The following is a 14,544-nucleotide window of genomic DNA, read 5'->3' as shown; positions in this document are numbered from 1 at the left end:
CATACATGTAAATGAAAGGAAATTTTTATGAAGTATATAAGTAAAATACCAGATACAGATATTAATTTAAATAAGGACATGCTTAGTACTGGTTGGAAAATGTTAAAAGAACCTCGAAACTTAGTGACAGCAACTCTAATATCATTACCTATATCAATTATAAATATTTATTTATGTATATTTTTTATTAAGCTTATAAATAAAGACTTATTGACAATTATAAACTCTATTTTTTATGATGGAAAATTTGTTTTTACAATTAAGCCTGTATATATAGTATACATATATATGTATATATTTTTACATGAAGTTATTCATTTAGTATGTATTCCAAACTTTGCAAACTCTAAATCAACATTTATTTCAGTAAAACTATGGGGTGGTTTTGTTTATACAGAAGAAATAATTAGTAGAAATAGATACTTGATAGTAACTATAATGCCATTTATAATATTGTCATTTGTAATGCCAATTATAATGACCTTATTAGGGGTAAACCCTATGATTATTTTAATTTTGGAAATTGTTAATGCTGCAGGAGCATCAGTAGATGTATTATCTTTTATACTATTGTTTTTTCAAGCTCCAAGAAATAGCAAGATAAAAAACAATGGAATAAAAACTTTCTACAAGAGTAGTAAAGTATCTAATTTAGATTAATAAATGTATAAAAAAGGGAGGACAATTGTCCTCCCTTTTTTATACATTTATTAATTATTTTTTATTTTTCTTTGATTTTTTTTTATACTTCTCTTCATATGCAGTTAAGGCATCTACATTAAGTTCAACTGAGTCAAACATTTTACAGACGATATCTTCTAAGACTTGAGAAACAGTCATATTATTTTCATAAGAAAAAGATTTAACCTTATCAGCGATTTCCTTTTTTAATTTAATTCCAATCATAACTTTTTCTTCTTTTAATTTTGGTTTATTTATTAAGTCAAATACATTAATATCAGTATTTTTATTCTCAATAAATTCTTGGCCCGTTGATTTTTCATCTACTTTTTGTTTTATGTTTAATAAACTGCTTTTTTTATTTAACATTGGATTTTCAATATTCATAGCTTTCTCTCCTAATATTTAATAAATATTTAATATTGATTAAATGTATTTTTAATAATTATAAAATTTTTATTAAATAACTATTAAACCTTCTTCTATGTATTCATTTATTAAGTCGGAAATTTCATTTCCTATATCAGTTTTTATTTTTCTTTCTTTAACTTTCACATACTCACTAATCGATTCGTTATATAATATTGAGTTTTCATAGTGAACAGACTTTCTCATAGTTTGTTTAAATGTATTTCCTAAAATTCCTTTTTCTGTAGCACACTCTAACCACATTTTTATTTTATTGTTTTCTTGTTTTTCAAATTTAGTGATAACTGGTTTTCTTATATCATCTTTATCTATTCTAAGAGCTTTCTTTATATCTCCATAGGTTTTTAATAACAAATCATAACCTGTTAGAGTGCTATAACATCCGTAGTTTATTATAGGCACAATATCTGTACAACATATAAATACATTTGTATTTAAAACAGATATAGCAGGATTTAAATCAAATAATACTAAATCATATTCTGAAAAAACATCTATATTCTTATCGTCAGTTAAGTAATTCAATAAAGTATATTCCTTACCGGCTTTTGTATTAAGAACTAATTCAAGAGTAACCATATCTATATTACTTGCTATAATATCTAAATTTTGAAATTTACTTAGCGGAGATTTCATAATTAACTTATCTATTTCAATATTGCTTTCTAACCCATCTTTCAAAGTATATATATTGGATTGAATTACTTCTTCTCCTAATAAAAATACTGATGCATTTGATTGAGGATCAGCATCTATAAACAATACTTTTTTATGGGGATAGTTTGTACAAAATTGATGTATAAAATTTAGATTTAAACATGTTTTGGAACTACCACCCTTAAAGCTCATATGTGTTAAAATTGTTTGATTTTTAGCCACTTTTATTACTCCTTTTTATATTAAATATACATTTAATAGTAGTTTAATATATATTTTATCATTAATTAAATTATTTTTAAATACTAATTTAATCTATTTATAAAGATTAAAAATAAAGAGCTAAAAATATAGCTCTTTAAAAATAAAATATTAATACTATTATATAATTCAGTTTTAAATTAATTAGATTTGGTATTTTGTTTTTTAGAAGCCTTTTTCTGTTTGAAAACAATATAGAAACCATTACCAAAATAGAAAATTACACTTAATATTATAAATATAGCAAATACAAATAAAGCATAATCAATCCAGAGCCAGTTTGAATAGTTTATGCCTATAAAGTTTAGTAAAAACATTACACTAACACCTCATTTTTATTTTTTTAATTTATTAATTTAATGTTGAAAATGTTATTTAAGTATAGAAAAAAGAGACTTATTTCGTGATAACAAGTCTCTTTCAAAATTAGAGATAATTATTAAATACACTATTAAATGTATATTTAATTACTTTTAAATATATGCTGATTATTTTATAAATGTGAATTTTCAAATAGATAAAAACAATAATACTACAGATGGCAGAAAAGTAATTATTGTAATAATTAAAGTAGTATTTGTAGGTATAAATTCACTATTATATTTTGTAAAATAGACTAAATGAAAAATTATAAAAGTTAAAATCATTAATATAAAATTAAAAAATAAGCTAATGAAAAACACCTCAAAACTTCCATCTATTATAGTATAAGATTTTAAAGTATTAATGGTATAAATTATATAAATTATTACTCCAAAAATAAAATAAAAGTTACTTTGCTTTTTCAAATCTTTGTTTTTTAAAAAGTTGAATTTAAAAATAGATTTATTGTCATTGTACTCGATTCTCATAGGGGTCACCTCATTGTTATATTAAATAAATAGTGATTCTAAATATAATTATCGTCATGTTAAAATAATTATAAAGGGATATGATAAGCGAAATATATAAATATAGACTTATAAATAAAATAAGGAGGACGTTTGTCCTCCTTATTTTATCAACTAATATATGTATGCAGTCACCAATTGATTATATTAGGTTTGAGTTAGTGTTACATTTAAAAGTTAGATATTAATAAAATTAATTATATTTATCTATAAACTCTAAAAATGCTTTACTTATAATGTCATGTTTATTTAAATGAGAATATTTATTTTTACATAAATCAGAAAAATCATTCCATATATCTTTATCTAATCTGATTGTAGTTTTTATAACTTCGGATTTATTGAAATTTATTTGAAGGCCAGTCTTTACCTCGATTACATCTATAGGACAATTGTCCTCCTTAGATTCAAAGTTATTTATAAGACTAATTATCTTATCGTAATTTTTAACTATATTTAATAGTTTTTCTTGAATTTCATAATTATTAAATAGCTGATTTGAATTTACTGTAAATGGGTCATAATTGCTTGAAATAAGTGAGTTTGAGTTATGTTTAGGATATATATTATCTATGGTTAAAATGAATTTACCATCAAATTTTTGATATCCATATTTTTTCATGAATCTATCTAAAGTATCAACTCTTGTATAACTCATTTTTTCAGCAATTTCTTTTCTTGATAGCCCTTTTTCCTGTAGAGTAATTATATAATTTATTTTTTTATCATAGCTCCAATCTTTCTTATTTTCCAAGTTACCACCCCCAACAATATGGAGGACACTAGTCCTCCATATTATTATACTATTTAAAAATTGCGTATTTAGTTGAAATTTAGCTTTTAATTAAAAAATATCTAAAATGCATAAGTTAAGGTCTAGTATGCAACAAAGCATTGAACAAAGTTTTTTTAAGACGTATACTTTTTATATAGTTTGTAAATAAGTACATACATAAAAGTATGAACTAAGTATCTCAATTCAAATTCAAACTCATAGTGTCGATAAAAGTATATAAAAGTTAATTAAAATCTAAATAGAAAAGGGTATATTTAGATTTTTAATAGTTGTGTTTTAGGGTTATAAACATAAATTTAATTAACTTAACAAAAGAAGTATTCAAATTGAATACTTCTTTTTGTGTTAAGTTAATTAAATTTAACAATTAAAAGATAACTAAAATGAGATAATTATCTTTAAAAACTAGAAAAAGGTACCGATATAAGATATTATGTAATGACAAAAAATATGTTAGGGGGATTTTTAAATGGTTGTACTTGGCATATGCGATGATGAAAAGCATTATAGGTCAATTATTAGAAAATATTTAGAAGAAATATTACAATCAAATGTACAGAGTTACGAAATACATGAATTTACATCTGGAGAAGAACTACTAGAGAATTACCCTAATAATTTAGATATCTTGATTTTAGATATACAAATGGATGGCATCGATGGTATGAATACAGCTAGAAGGATTAGAACATTTGATAGTAAAGTAGAAATTATATTTATGACTTCCTATTCTGAATTTATGCAAGAAGGATATGAAGTAAGAGCTTATAGATACCTATTAAAACCTATAGATTTCGATAAATTAAATAAACATATAACACCTTGTGTAAAAGAAGTAAAAAGAAGCAATAGTAACTATTTAACAATTAATACAAAGAACTATATAGATAGAATAAACATAGATTCTATATTGTATATTGAAACTCAAAGACCGAATTTATTAATTTATACAAGGAAAAAGATTCATAGTGTAAGGATGAGTATGAGGAAGATTGAAGGAATATTAGAAGAATACAGTTTTTATAGATGTCACAATAGTTTCTTAGTTAATTTAAAAGAAATTGAATCAATGGATGGAGAATACATATTTATAGATCATATAAAAATACCAGTAAGTAGGTATAGAACGAAAGGATTAAAACTAGCTATAACCAATACTCTAGGGGATATAGTATGTTAAATAAAGTAGGTATAGACACTAGAGACATATTTAAAGTCTCAATAGTATTTATGAATTTTATAATATTTTTTTGCACACTAGATGTAGTAAGTATTAGAAAGATTAGTAATATAAAGATTTTGCAGTATATAGGCATTTTAATTTGTATTTTAGTAGTGGTAAGTGTATCAAATATATTTAGAAATTTTAGAATTTTATTATATATAATATTTGGAATCATATACTATAACCTAGTATATGATGAAGTTTTAGTGAAATGTCTAATAGTGACTATATTGTTTTGGATAAGTGTAATGGTTGTAGAGACTACATCAATTGGGGCTATAGCAGCAATTAACAATATATCAGATCTAAATTACATAATAAATCAAAAAAGGTATGTAATTCAAGCAATTATACTATCTAAAGTATTACTTTTAATAGAATTTGTATTATTAAGATACTTTAAATTGGCATTAGAGTTTAAACCAAAAGATATGGCTCTTATAGGTCTTTCGATAAGTTATAATATATTAAGTTTATTATTAGTTTTTGGATATAATTTTTTAAATAGTATATTAAGCAAATTAAATATTGTATTTTTAATATTAATTACAATGCTTTTAATGTTATCAACTATTTCATTACTAGTAGTTATAGCTAGAATTAGAAGATCTGATAGACTTAAGCTTGAAACAGAGCTTATAAATGAAAGGACTCAAATGAATTACAAAAATTATGAAAATATATATGAGGTCCATAGTAGCTTAAGGCATGTATATCATGATTTAAAGAATCATATGATGTGTATAAAAAATTATAATAGTAAAGAAGATATTATTAAATACATAGATAACTTAAGTTTCGAAATAAGAATGTTCGATAGTATTTCTCATACAGGGAATGAGACTTTAGATATAATTTTAAGCCAAAAGATACATGAGTGTAATAAATACAACATTAAGTTTGAATCGAATATAAATTTCTCAAAACTAGGGTTTATAAGTAATATAGATGTATGTTCCATATTTGGAAATGCGTTAGATAACTCAATAGAGGCATGTAAATTAATAGATTGTTGTATTGATAGAAAAATAGAGGTAAAAGTAACCTATATTAAACAGTTTTGCATAATAAAAATTATAAATACTAAACAAAATAAAATTAACCTTACAAAAAAGGGAATACAAACAAGTAAATATAATAAATATGAACATGGTATAGGATTAGCAAGTATAAAAAGAACTGTAGATAAGTATGATGGAGAAGTTGCTGTGAACTTTTCTGAGACTGAATTTATTTTGAAGATAATGATACCTATAAAGTCATAATAAAAAAGCACATAAAATATAGACTCTATATTTTATGTGCTTTTTTATTATGTTAAATTAGAAGGTGCTTATGTTTATATTACCCATTAAAAAAATAGTTTAACTCTTAATGTATTAATTTTTCAAATGCAACAATATATTATTTTATAAGTGGATTATTTATTAAAAGTTAAAAATTAAGAGGAATATAAAAAATATAAATGGATTTAATGATGCATATATTGAAAACACTATAATATATACATCATTAAATTTAAAAAAGTCAAAAAAATTGGAATTATTTTGACTTTTTAAACTTAAAATAAACAAGAATTTTGGTCAAAAATGAAAATAGAAGAAGTATTTAATTATTTATGAAATAATAATTCTGAATTTTAAAAATTTATTGTAAATATTTTTCAATCTGATAGAATGTATTAAAAAGGAGTGCGCTATTATGAAAAAAATATTATTCGTAACAGATTTATATTATAAAGCGAACGGAAGAAACTACTATCAAGAAGATCTTTTTATAACATCTAAATTAGTAGATAAATTTAACCTAGTTATTTGCAATCCAAAAGATATGAATAAGTTTAATGATGATTTTGACTTAACTATATTTAGAAATGCAGGTCCTGTTGCAAATTTTCCTAAAGAGTATAATAATTTTAGAGAAAAAATAAAAAGAAATAATTTAAAGACATATAACTCATTTGATGGAAAGGGAGATATGAATGGCAAGGATTATTTGATTGAATTAACTAATTTAGGATATCCTGTAATCAGCACTGTAGATTCAATTAATAATATTAATAAACTACCTAAAGTAGATAAATATGTTATAAAGCCAAAAGATGGGGCAGATTCAATAGGAATGGAATTTGTAACAAAAGAAGAATTATATGAAAAAGTTCTAAAGGATGATTTTAATACATTAATTCAGCCAGCGATAAACTTTGAATATGAAGTGTCTTTTTACTATATAGATAAAGAGTTTCAATATGCTCTTTATGCCCCGGATAAAAGAAAGAGATGGGAATTAAAAGAATATGATGCAACTACATCTGACTTAGAGTTTGCGATGAAGTTTGTTGAATGGAATAATATAGATCATGGTATTCAAAGGATTGATGCATGCAGAGATGAAGAAGGCAATCTTTTACTTGTTGAATTAGAAGATTTAAACCCGTATCTATCTGTATTAGAATTATCAAATCAACTTCAAAATAAATTTATTGAATCACTAAAAAAATCAATTGAAAATGTTTTAAACGGTAATTAACAAAAATAGATATATAAAAGGAGCATCATTAATGATGCTCCTTTTATATATCTATTTTTGTTGTTTTTAGACTTATTATAATAATAAATTTAACATATCAAAAATGTAAGAAATCTTTAAGGTTGGTGAAAGGCTATTTTAAGTATGTAAATGTATAATAGAGTTAACAAATAAAACAAAGGAGGAATTATATATGACAATAATAGGAGTTTTAATGATAGTTCCATTCGTACTAGCAGTAGGAGCAGGGCTAGTAAGTAGTGAATTAGAAGTAGCTAACTAACAATAGACGTTTAAAATATTTAAGAAATGTTTAAGATTAAAGATGTAATATAAGAATATAAGATAAAAAACAAGGGAGGAATAATAAGATGGCAATAGTAATAGGGAGTTTAATGATAGTTCCATTCATATTAGCAGTAGGCGCAGGGATAGTAAGCAATGAACTAGAAATGGCAAATCAATAAAACTTAAAATTAATTTGAGTGTATAGAATAAATATAAAAAGGCGAAGGAGAAATTATATATGATAGTAATATGCAGTGTAGTGATGGCACCGTTTATATTAGCAGTAGGCGCAGGACTAGTAAGTAATGAACTAGATGCAGCTAACCAACAATAGAATGGTAAAGCAGTTAGATAATATAAGATTATAGGATACAAAATGAGGGAGGAACAATAAGATGACAACAATAATAGGGAGTTTAATGATAGTTCCATTTATACTAGCAGTAGGAGCCGGTTTATTAAAAAATGAATTAGAAATAGCAAACCAATAATATAAATTGAAAATTTAAGACATAATAAAAATGGAGGAGTTACTATGACATTATTATTAATAATAGGAATTATAATATATATTGTTAAAAACAAAAGAAATAATGAAGATGTTTTTTTAGAAAATGATAAAATAATAGATGTTAATTATAGAGAAGTTGACTAGAACAAGTCTTATTATATAATTCAATATTACAAAAAAATAGTATATAAGCAAATTAACCTTCATACGCCACCGTTTATATAGGTTAGTGTGTAGAAGGCTAATTAGGACAAATCTTAATAATTTAATACAATGAGGGTAAAATGTAATTCTACTTGTATTAAGTATAAAAAATTAAAACAAAACATAATTAGGTTTTATATAACTCTATCAATAAAAATATAGGGTTTTAATTGATTCTATTTAAATTATATAAAAAGTATAATTGTTTAGGTATATTAGATATACGTCTAGCAAACAGAAAAATTAATACTTTAAATTAGATTTTTTAATAAAATTTATATGACCATATATACAAATCTAACACAAATTTATTATATTTCAAATCTATTAATCTAGATTCAGATAAATCATAATTCAAGTCGATTCAAATATAACTATTTCTTTTTACAATACCTTAAAGTTTAATGAGTAAAAAAATAAATATAATCTTTTTCATTATGAAAAAAATTGTATAATGAAAAAGATTATATTTATACTTTTTAAATACCTATTTTAAGTTCATTTAACTCAGACTTTTTATCCATTTTCTTTTTAATTTTTTTCTGTTTCACTTCATCTAAATCGTCTAAAGTAATTTTACCAATATACAAATTAAATTCATCAACACCAAAGTGTTTTATCATAGATTGTTCTGTTATTAACCAAGTTTTACCAAATTTTTTTACCTCAACATTGTCGATTAGCTTTCCATTTGATACTTGTTTTCGTAACGTTGAATTATCTAACCCATAAATATCTGCTACTTGTTGAAACGTATATAGACCCTTAAAACTCCCATTTGCCATTTTAATTTCCTCCAAATTATTCTATGTATTAAAATTTGTATAACTTTAAATCAATTAGATATTTATTAAGGTTTGTATCTAATTGAATCCCCCGGATATATTATAAGCCAATTCATATACTAGGTGTTAGAGGTTATTTGAAGTATTTTAATAAAAAAAATGGTATAAGTCTAATTATATAAAGACATATACCATATAAACTTATTTTCTATATTATTAATATATATTTTATTTAACTGTTTTAAGAATGATATGTAAAAACCTATTACCTATGAAGGTATTCTTAATAACATAAAAAATAATCAAATGTGATTATATCACAAACACCTGTATTTTAACCCTCTTAATTTTTATAGTATAGCACGCTGATTTTTAAAATCAATATATGTTACAGGATTGAAACAGATGTATCAAAATTGATACGCATTTAACGATGTATGACACTTGTCCGACAAAGTTAAAACTATTGGGACGTATTGAAAGCAAATACAAAATAATACACATAAAAATATTTAATAATTATTAAATAATTATTAAATATTTATTTAAGTTAGATAACAAAATCTAAAATAGATTTAATTTGTAGGATAAATATTGTAGGATATTTGTCCTACAATTCAAATAAGTTACACAGGCTGCAATAATCGCATCAATTTGCCTGTAATAAGTATAAAAAAAGGATACCTAAAAAAGACATCCTTTTTTTATTCAAAATGGGGTTGAAAACTTCAACTAAATACTTGATACTTTCATTGATTTAACTTTCTTTTCATTAAAGCATTTCATGATTCTAAGCATTGTATAAACTATAAAAATTGTAGAATAAATAACAATTTTTAATATATCTATATGATCTTTATTTAAAAGAATAAGAGCTACATGCAAATAAGTTAACCCATAAAATAAGTACGACCATCTTTGTATTTTTTTCCATTTAACATACTTAATTTTGATTCTAACAAATTTAAATGAAGTAATAAATAATGGAATCATAACTAAAAATGCAACTAAACCTATAGTCAAATGAATCATAGATAATCCAGGAAGAGTAAGTGATTTAACAAAATCTCCAAATATAAAATATGTATATATTAAGCCATGTGGAAGTATAAGTATAGATCCTAGTATAGCTAATTGAGCTCTTATACTTAATAGTTTTTTAGTTATAGCATACTTTCTATCAAGAGCCCCTGTAAACATTACGATAATAAAGAAAGATACAGATAAAATACCTTTCATTGATGATTTATAAGATGCTAGTAGAGGCCCTTGTAGCTCTATATTGTATGTTTCTCCGTAAAGATTTATGTAACTAGTTAGCAAAGCTATAGTCAAAGCAATTATGTAGTATAAGCTTGAATGCTTTTTAATACTAGACGTACAAAATAATGATACTACTATTGTAAATATCAGTGAGTAAATCAATAACATTTTTGATTCTCCTTTTCATTTTATAATGATAATTAATTTCAATAAAATTGTATAATAAAATTTTAACTAGGTCAACAAGTTTTTGTAAAAAATCTAATTATTTAATTTCAATAATAAAAAATATAGTTAAAGTAATAAAAAAGAAGTGTATTAGAATTGATAATTAAGATTAATAGATTGTGGTTTTAGAGATTTAAATTAGAGTAATTGTAATATCTAATTTAAAAAACAAGTTGGCTAAAGTAAAAATACTGAACTTTAGCTAACTTGCTAATATGCTATAAAGAGATTAAATTTTTGAGTCTATATGCAACAACTAATAATAGATTTGATTCAAGAATTGTAAACATAATTGTATGTTTGGGCAAATAAAAGTTATATATATAAATAGTTGTTAAAAAAATTAAAATTATAGATCTAAATATATTAGCTCTGTAATTATTATAATTGTGAGAAAGGAGATTGTTGCTACTTTTCTTAAAATATAAATATAAAGCAAATATAAACATTGAAACTAAAATGTTTATTGTAGTGATAAAAATATGTAAATGTATGTTCATATTATAACCTCATGTAAGTAAGTATTTAGTTTTTGTACTGCTTTTATTTCTAATACGGATATTATAAAATTAACTATAATTAAAAATATAGTTAATACAAAGTTTTTGATATATAGTATACTACAAAAAAGTATATTTTTAGCATGATTCAAAATCTTATTTAAATATGAATTTTGGTAGTTAATATACTAATTAGAGTAAAAATCATAATATTTAAATGGATAAATATATATTTATAGTATAGGTGGGGGTTATAACTTAATTTTAAAAAGTAAGTTATAACCCCTTAATACATAAAGTTTATAAATTAAATATAAAAGATTTTATAATATTTCTATTACTGAAATACCTGCATTTGCTAATGTAAATATATTGATAGCAGAAGCAGTTGTTGCAAGTTGTAATGTTGACGTTGTATTACCTGTTGTTCTTATTATAGCTTGCCCAGCGATACTTTCAGATCCAATACCTGTAGTAGTAATACTTGCAGTACTTGATGTTATAGAAGCACCGTTTAGTAAAAGTACACCACTAAGAGTACCTGGTGTAGCTGTAGAAGTTGCATTAATATTATATGAAACGTAGTAACTATGATTAGGTGCTAATATTATAGGGTTTAATCCAGCTATATCAGTTCCATTAGTAGCAAGAGTAGAGCTAAAAGTTATTGGTGTTTGTACAGCAAGAATTGCTGCAGAACCTGCACCTAAAGATAAAAATTGATTTGTAGCAGTTGGTCCTACTGGTCCTGCAGGCCCGAAACAAGGTATATATTCTACACAAGGTCTACAATCGTTATGACCACAACAATTTGAATATGACATATATTTTTCACCTATACTTATGATAAATTTATAGTATAAATAATCACTTAGGTTTATAAAAAATTATTTAACTACAATATTAATATATTCAAAAATGTTTTTTATGTGTCTAATTCAAGTGAAGTTTATCGAAAAATAAAATTTTCGTATATATTGACGACAATATATACTTAATAAATAGAAAAGCATACTCAAATATTTAAGTATGCTTTTCTATTTATTAAGTTTTGCATGAACAACCATTCGAGCATTATCAAACTCATAACTGCATGTAGATAAGGTTAAAATTTTATCGTATGAATCAACATTTACTGAAGATGTAAACAAAGAATCTTTTTTTATTTTACTTAAAAAATTATTAAAATCTTCCTTAGAAGCAAATGAAGTTTTATTGTAAACATTGCTAGAATCAGTTACATACACAGAAAATATTGTATAGTTTAAAACAGTACCATCAGGCTCAGATATAGATATAGTTTTATATTTATTAAAAAAATCTTCATTTTTAAATTTTTTCAGTTGGCCAAACATAGTTCTATTCCTCATACTGTGTCCATAAAGTACTGTATTGCAATCATTAAATTTATCATTTTGGTAATCCAGGAAGATAGATCCTGACTCTAGATAATTTTTATCCATATCTTTATTTAAATAGAACTCATTATTACTTGATTGAACTATTGGATAGTGAATATTTGTACCATCTACATCTAACCACCCTCTATAGTCTTTATTAATATAAGATAAGTCTACTGAATTATCATTGTTATCTTGTTGTGATTCTTTTATTTTGTAAATTTTATCATATACTTTATCAGCTTTATTATACTGTACAAATTTGTTTATTATTTTATAAGAGCTAAACAACAGTATAATTAAAAGTAGTAAGTTTATTATCCATCGTATTTTTTTCATTTTTAAATTATCCTTATACATTAAGTTTATATATTTTGAAACCTATACCTTTTTTATATTATACACAGCTTTATTTCCAACAATATCATATATAGTTAAGTATAAAGGTAAATTACTTATTTTTACAACAATAATACCTTTATCTTTGTCTATTGATTGGATATTTAAAATTTTTTCATTAGAATCTTTTAAATAAATCTTATTAAAATCTATTCCACTACTAGAGTCCTTTAAGCTAATTATAATTTTATCACTATCATATGTGTAGTTTATAATATTTGGAGATTCTGTATCTATACAATTAATTTTAAATTCCTGAATTAGAGGAGAGTGTTGTTTAAAGTTTACAAATACCTTATAATCCCCATTTTTAGTGATTTTAAATCTATAAGTAGATTGATTTACATAGTTACCAAAGAGTTTTTCAGAATTACCAAGTTTAATATACAAATCATTTACTAGAGACTTATCCTTTACTTGAATATCTACTAAAACTGGATTATTTGTAATTTTAGATGTATCACTTATTGATATATTTATAGTATATAATAAATTAGATTTAGAAGATAAATTACCTACATTTGAAAAATCATATTTGGTGATTTCATAAATACCTAAAACAGAAGTAGACACCACTATTGAGGTAGTTAGTGAAACTGCCATAGTTTTCGACATACCTTGTTTATGGTTAATTTTGAATTTAAAACTTTTACCTAGATTAAAATGAGACTTATATAATACATTTCCCAAAATATTTTTTGAGGAATTTAAATTTAGTAAGTTTTCATTAGATGCCTTTTTAAAGAACGCAAATAGCATAAATCCATACATTTTTCTATTAGCTTTTCTTTCTTCAGAATATAATTTATATAAATTTTTCTTTGCATTACTTAGCCTACTTTTTACAGTACCTTCAGAAATGTTTAAAACATATGCAATCTCTGAAATTTTTAGATCATCGAAATATTTTAAAATAAGTATTGTTGAATGTATAGATGAAAGCTTATTAATTAAATTCATCAATTCGCAATTACTTTCTTTTAGAATATATGATTCAATAGGATCAACACCCTTTGAATTATCGCTTATCGTAGGCAAAACATAATCCGAATGAACCTCTCCAAATTTTTTCACCTTGGAAAGCTCTTTAATGCAATAATTGTATGTAATTTTATTTATCCATGCTATAAATAATTCAGGGGATTCTAACTTATCAAGTGATTTTAGAACAATCAAAAATACTTCTTGCACGGCGTCTTCTGCCATAGACTTATCCTTTAAAATATTTAAAGATAGGAAATAAACCTTTTGATAAGTTAAAGAATACAAATCTGAAAAAGCTTGAGAGTCTCCATTTTTACATTTAGATACAAGTTTACTTATTTTTAAATACTTTAAGCTACTCAATTATCAAATGTCCTCCTAATATTAATTTAAAATCTAATTAATATTAAACATAATACCATAATTATAAAAATGAAAGTAAAATTTTAGATAAAATATTTAATGAGTAAAAATTCAGATATTAAAATAGAGAATACTTGGAGTTTATAAGCCC

At 23.5% G+C, this 14,544-nt stretch carries 12 protein-coding genes; 4 read left to right on the top strand and 8 right to left on the bottom strand.

What is annotated here, in order from left to right:
• Positions 1-27 precede the first annotated feature (27 nt).
• A complete protein-coding gene (locus KXZ80_RS17315) occupies positions 28-660 on the top strand; it encodes a DUF3267 domain-containing protein (RefSeq protein ID WP_021434385.1) in 633 nt (210 codons plus the stop codon).
• Positions 661-714: 54 nt separating this feature from the next.
• Here KXZ80_RS17315 and KXZ80_RS17310 read toward each other — a convergent pair whose 3' ends face one another.
• The 3 genes from KXZ80_RS17310 to KXZ80_RS17300 all read right to left on the bottom strand — a co-directional run bounded on the left by KXZ80_RS17310 (position 715) and on the right by KXZ80_RS17300 (position 3,672).
• Entirely contained in the window at positions 715-1,068 is a 354-nt protein-coding gene (locus KXZ80_RS17310) for a hypothetical protein (RefSeq protein WP_021434384.1), read from the bottom strand.
• A 72-nt stretch (positions 1,069-1,140) separates the two neighbouring features.
• Positions 1,141-1,989 carry a ParA family protein gene (locus KXZ80_RS17305; RefSeq protein ID WP_021434395.1) on the bottom strand — a complete coding sequence of 283 codons (849 nt, stop codon included), beginning with the start codon at positions 1,987-1,989 and terminating at the stop codon, positions 1,141-1,143.
• Positions 1,990-3,111: 1,122 nt separating this feature from the next.
• Entirely contained in the window at positions 3,112-3,672 is a 561-nt protein-coding gene (locus KXZ80_RS17300; protein ID WP_021434376.1) for a hypothetical protein, read from the bottom strand.
• A gap of 511 nt (positions 3,673-4,183) precedes the next feature.
• On the opposite strand from KXZ80_RS17300, the gene KXZ80_RS17295 reads away from it, so the two are divergent.
• The 3 genes from KXZ80_RS17295 to KXZ80_RS17285 all read left to right on the top strand — a co-directional run bounded on the left by KXZ80_RS17295 (position 4,184) and on the right by KXZ80_RS17285 (position 7,468).
• Entirely contained in the window at positions 4,184-4,894 is a 711-nt protein-coding gene (locus tag KXZ80_RS17295; RefSeq protein ID WP_021434390.1) for a LytR/AlgR family response regulator transcription factor, read from the top strand.
• A complete protein-coding gene (locus KXZ80_RS17290) occupies positions 4,888-6,204 on the top strand; it encodes a sensor histidine kinase (protein ID WP_021434391.1) in 1,317 nt (438 codons plus the stop codon). The genes KXZ80_RS17295 and KXZ80_RS17290 overlap by 7 nt, the downstream gene beginning before the upstream one ends.
• A 436-nt stretch (positions 6,205-6,640) precedes the next feature.
• A complete protein-coding gene (locus KXZ80_RS17285) occupies positions 6,641-7,468 on the top strand; it encodes an ATP-grasp domain-containing protein (RefSeq protein WP_021434366.1) in 828 nt (275 codons plus the stop codon).
• A 1,482-nt stretch (positions 7,469-8,950) separates the two neighbouring features.
• On the opposite strand, the gene KXZ80_RS17280 is transcribed toward KXZ80_RS17285, so the two are convergent.
• The 5 genes from KXZ80_RS17280 to KXZ80_RS17260 form a co-directional block, all read right to left on the bottom strand.
• Positions 8,951-9,256, bottom strand: coding sequence for a helix-turn-helix domain-containing protein (locus KXZ80_RS17280; protein WP_021434368.1), 306 nt, complete (start codon positions 9,254-9,256; stop codon positions 8,951-8,953).
• Positions 9,257-9,988: 732 nt separating this feature from the next.
• The gene (locus KXZ80_RS17275) at positions 9,989-10,687 is read right to left on the bottom strand and encodes a ferric reductase-like transmembrane domain-containing protein (RefSeq protein WP_021434394.1); all 699 of its coding nucleotides are present in this window, start codon (positions 10,685-10,687) and stop codon (positions 9,989-9,991) included.
• Between the two features lie 883 nt (positions 10,688-11,570).
• Entirely contained in the window at positions 11,571-12,071 is a 501-nt protein-coding gene (locus KXZ80_RS17270) for a hypothetical protein (protein WP_021434365.1), read from the bottom strand.
• 213 nt (positions 12,072-12,284) lie between these two features.
• Positions 12,285-12,986 carry a class B sortase gene (gene srtB, locus KXZ80_RS17265; protein WP_021434356.1) on the bottom strand — a complete coding sequence of 234 codons (702 nt, stop codon included), beginning with the start codon at positions 12,984-12,986 and terminating at the stop codon, positions 12,285-12,287.
• Positions 12,987-13,028: 42 nt separating this feature from the next.
• A complete protein-coding gene (locus KXZ80_RS17260) occupies positions 13,029-14,393 on the bottom strand; it encodes an RNA polymerase sigma factor (RefSeq protein ID WP_021434355.1) in 1,365 nt (454 codons plus the stop codon).
• Between the last annotated feature and the right edge of the window lie 151 nt (positions 14,394-14,544).

It is taken from the genome of Paraclostridium bifermentans (assembly GCF_019916025.1).
Taxonomy (GTDB): Bacteria; Bacillota; Clostridia; order Peptostreptococcales; family Peptostreptococcaceae; genus Paraclostridium; species Paraclostridium bifermentans.
Note: the sequence above shows the minus strand (reverse complement) of the source record. Positions and strands in the feature narration are given on the sequence as shown.

Bases quoted from the DNA above. Each gene is read 5' to 3' on its own strand.
- KXZ80_RS17315 (WP_021434385.1), top strand. From the start codon at position 28: ATGAAGTATATAAGTAAAATACCAGATACAGATATTAATTTAAATAAG.
- KXZ80_RS17310 (WP_021434384.1), bottom strand. From the start codon at position 1,068: ATGAATATTGAAAATCCAATGTTAAATAAAAAAAGCAGTTTATTAAAC.
- KXZ80_RS17295 (WP_021434390.1), top strand. From the start codon at position 4,184: ATGGTTGTACTTGGCATATGCGATGATGAAAAGCATTATAGGTCAATT.
- KXZ80_RS17290 (WP_021434391.1), top strand. From the start codon at position 4,888: ATGTTAAATAAAGTAGGTATAGACACTAGAGACATATTTAAAGTCTCA.
- KXZ80_RS17285 (WP_021434366.1), top strand. From the start codon at position 6,641: ATGAAAAAAATATTATTCGTAACAGATTTATATTATAAAGCGAACGGA.
- KXZ80_RS17280 (WP_021434368.1), bottom strand. From the start codon at position 9,256: ATGGCAAATGGGAGTTTTAAGGGTCTATATACGTTTCAACAAGTAGCA.
- KXZ80_RS17275 (WP_021434394.1), bottom strand. From the start codon at position 10,687: ATGTTATTGATTTACTCACTGATATTTACAATAGTAGTATCATTATTT.
- KXZ80_RS17270 (WP_021434365.1), bottom strand. From the start codon at position 12,071: ATGTCATATTCAAATTGTTGTGGTCATAACGATTGTAGACCTTGTGTA.
- srtB (WP_021434356.1), bottom strand. From the start codon at position 12,986: ATGAAAAAAATACGATGGATAATAAACTTACTACTTTTAATTATACTG.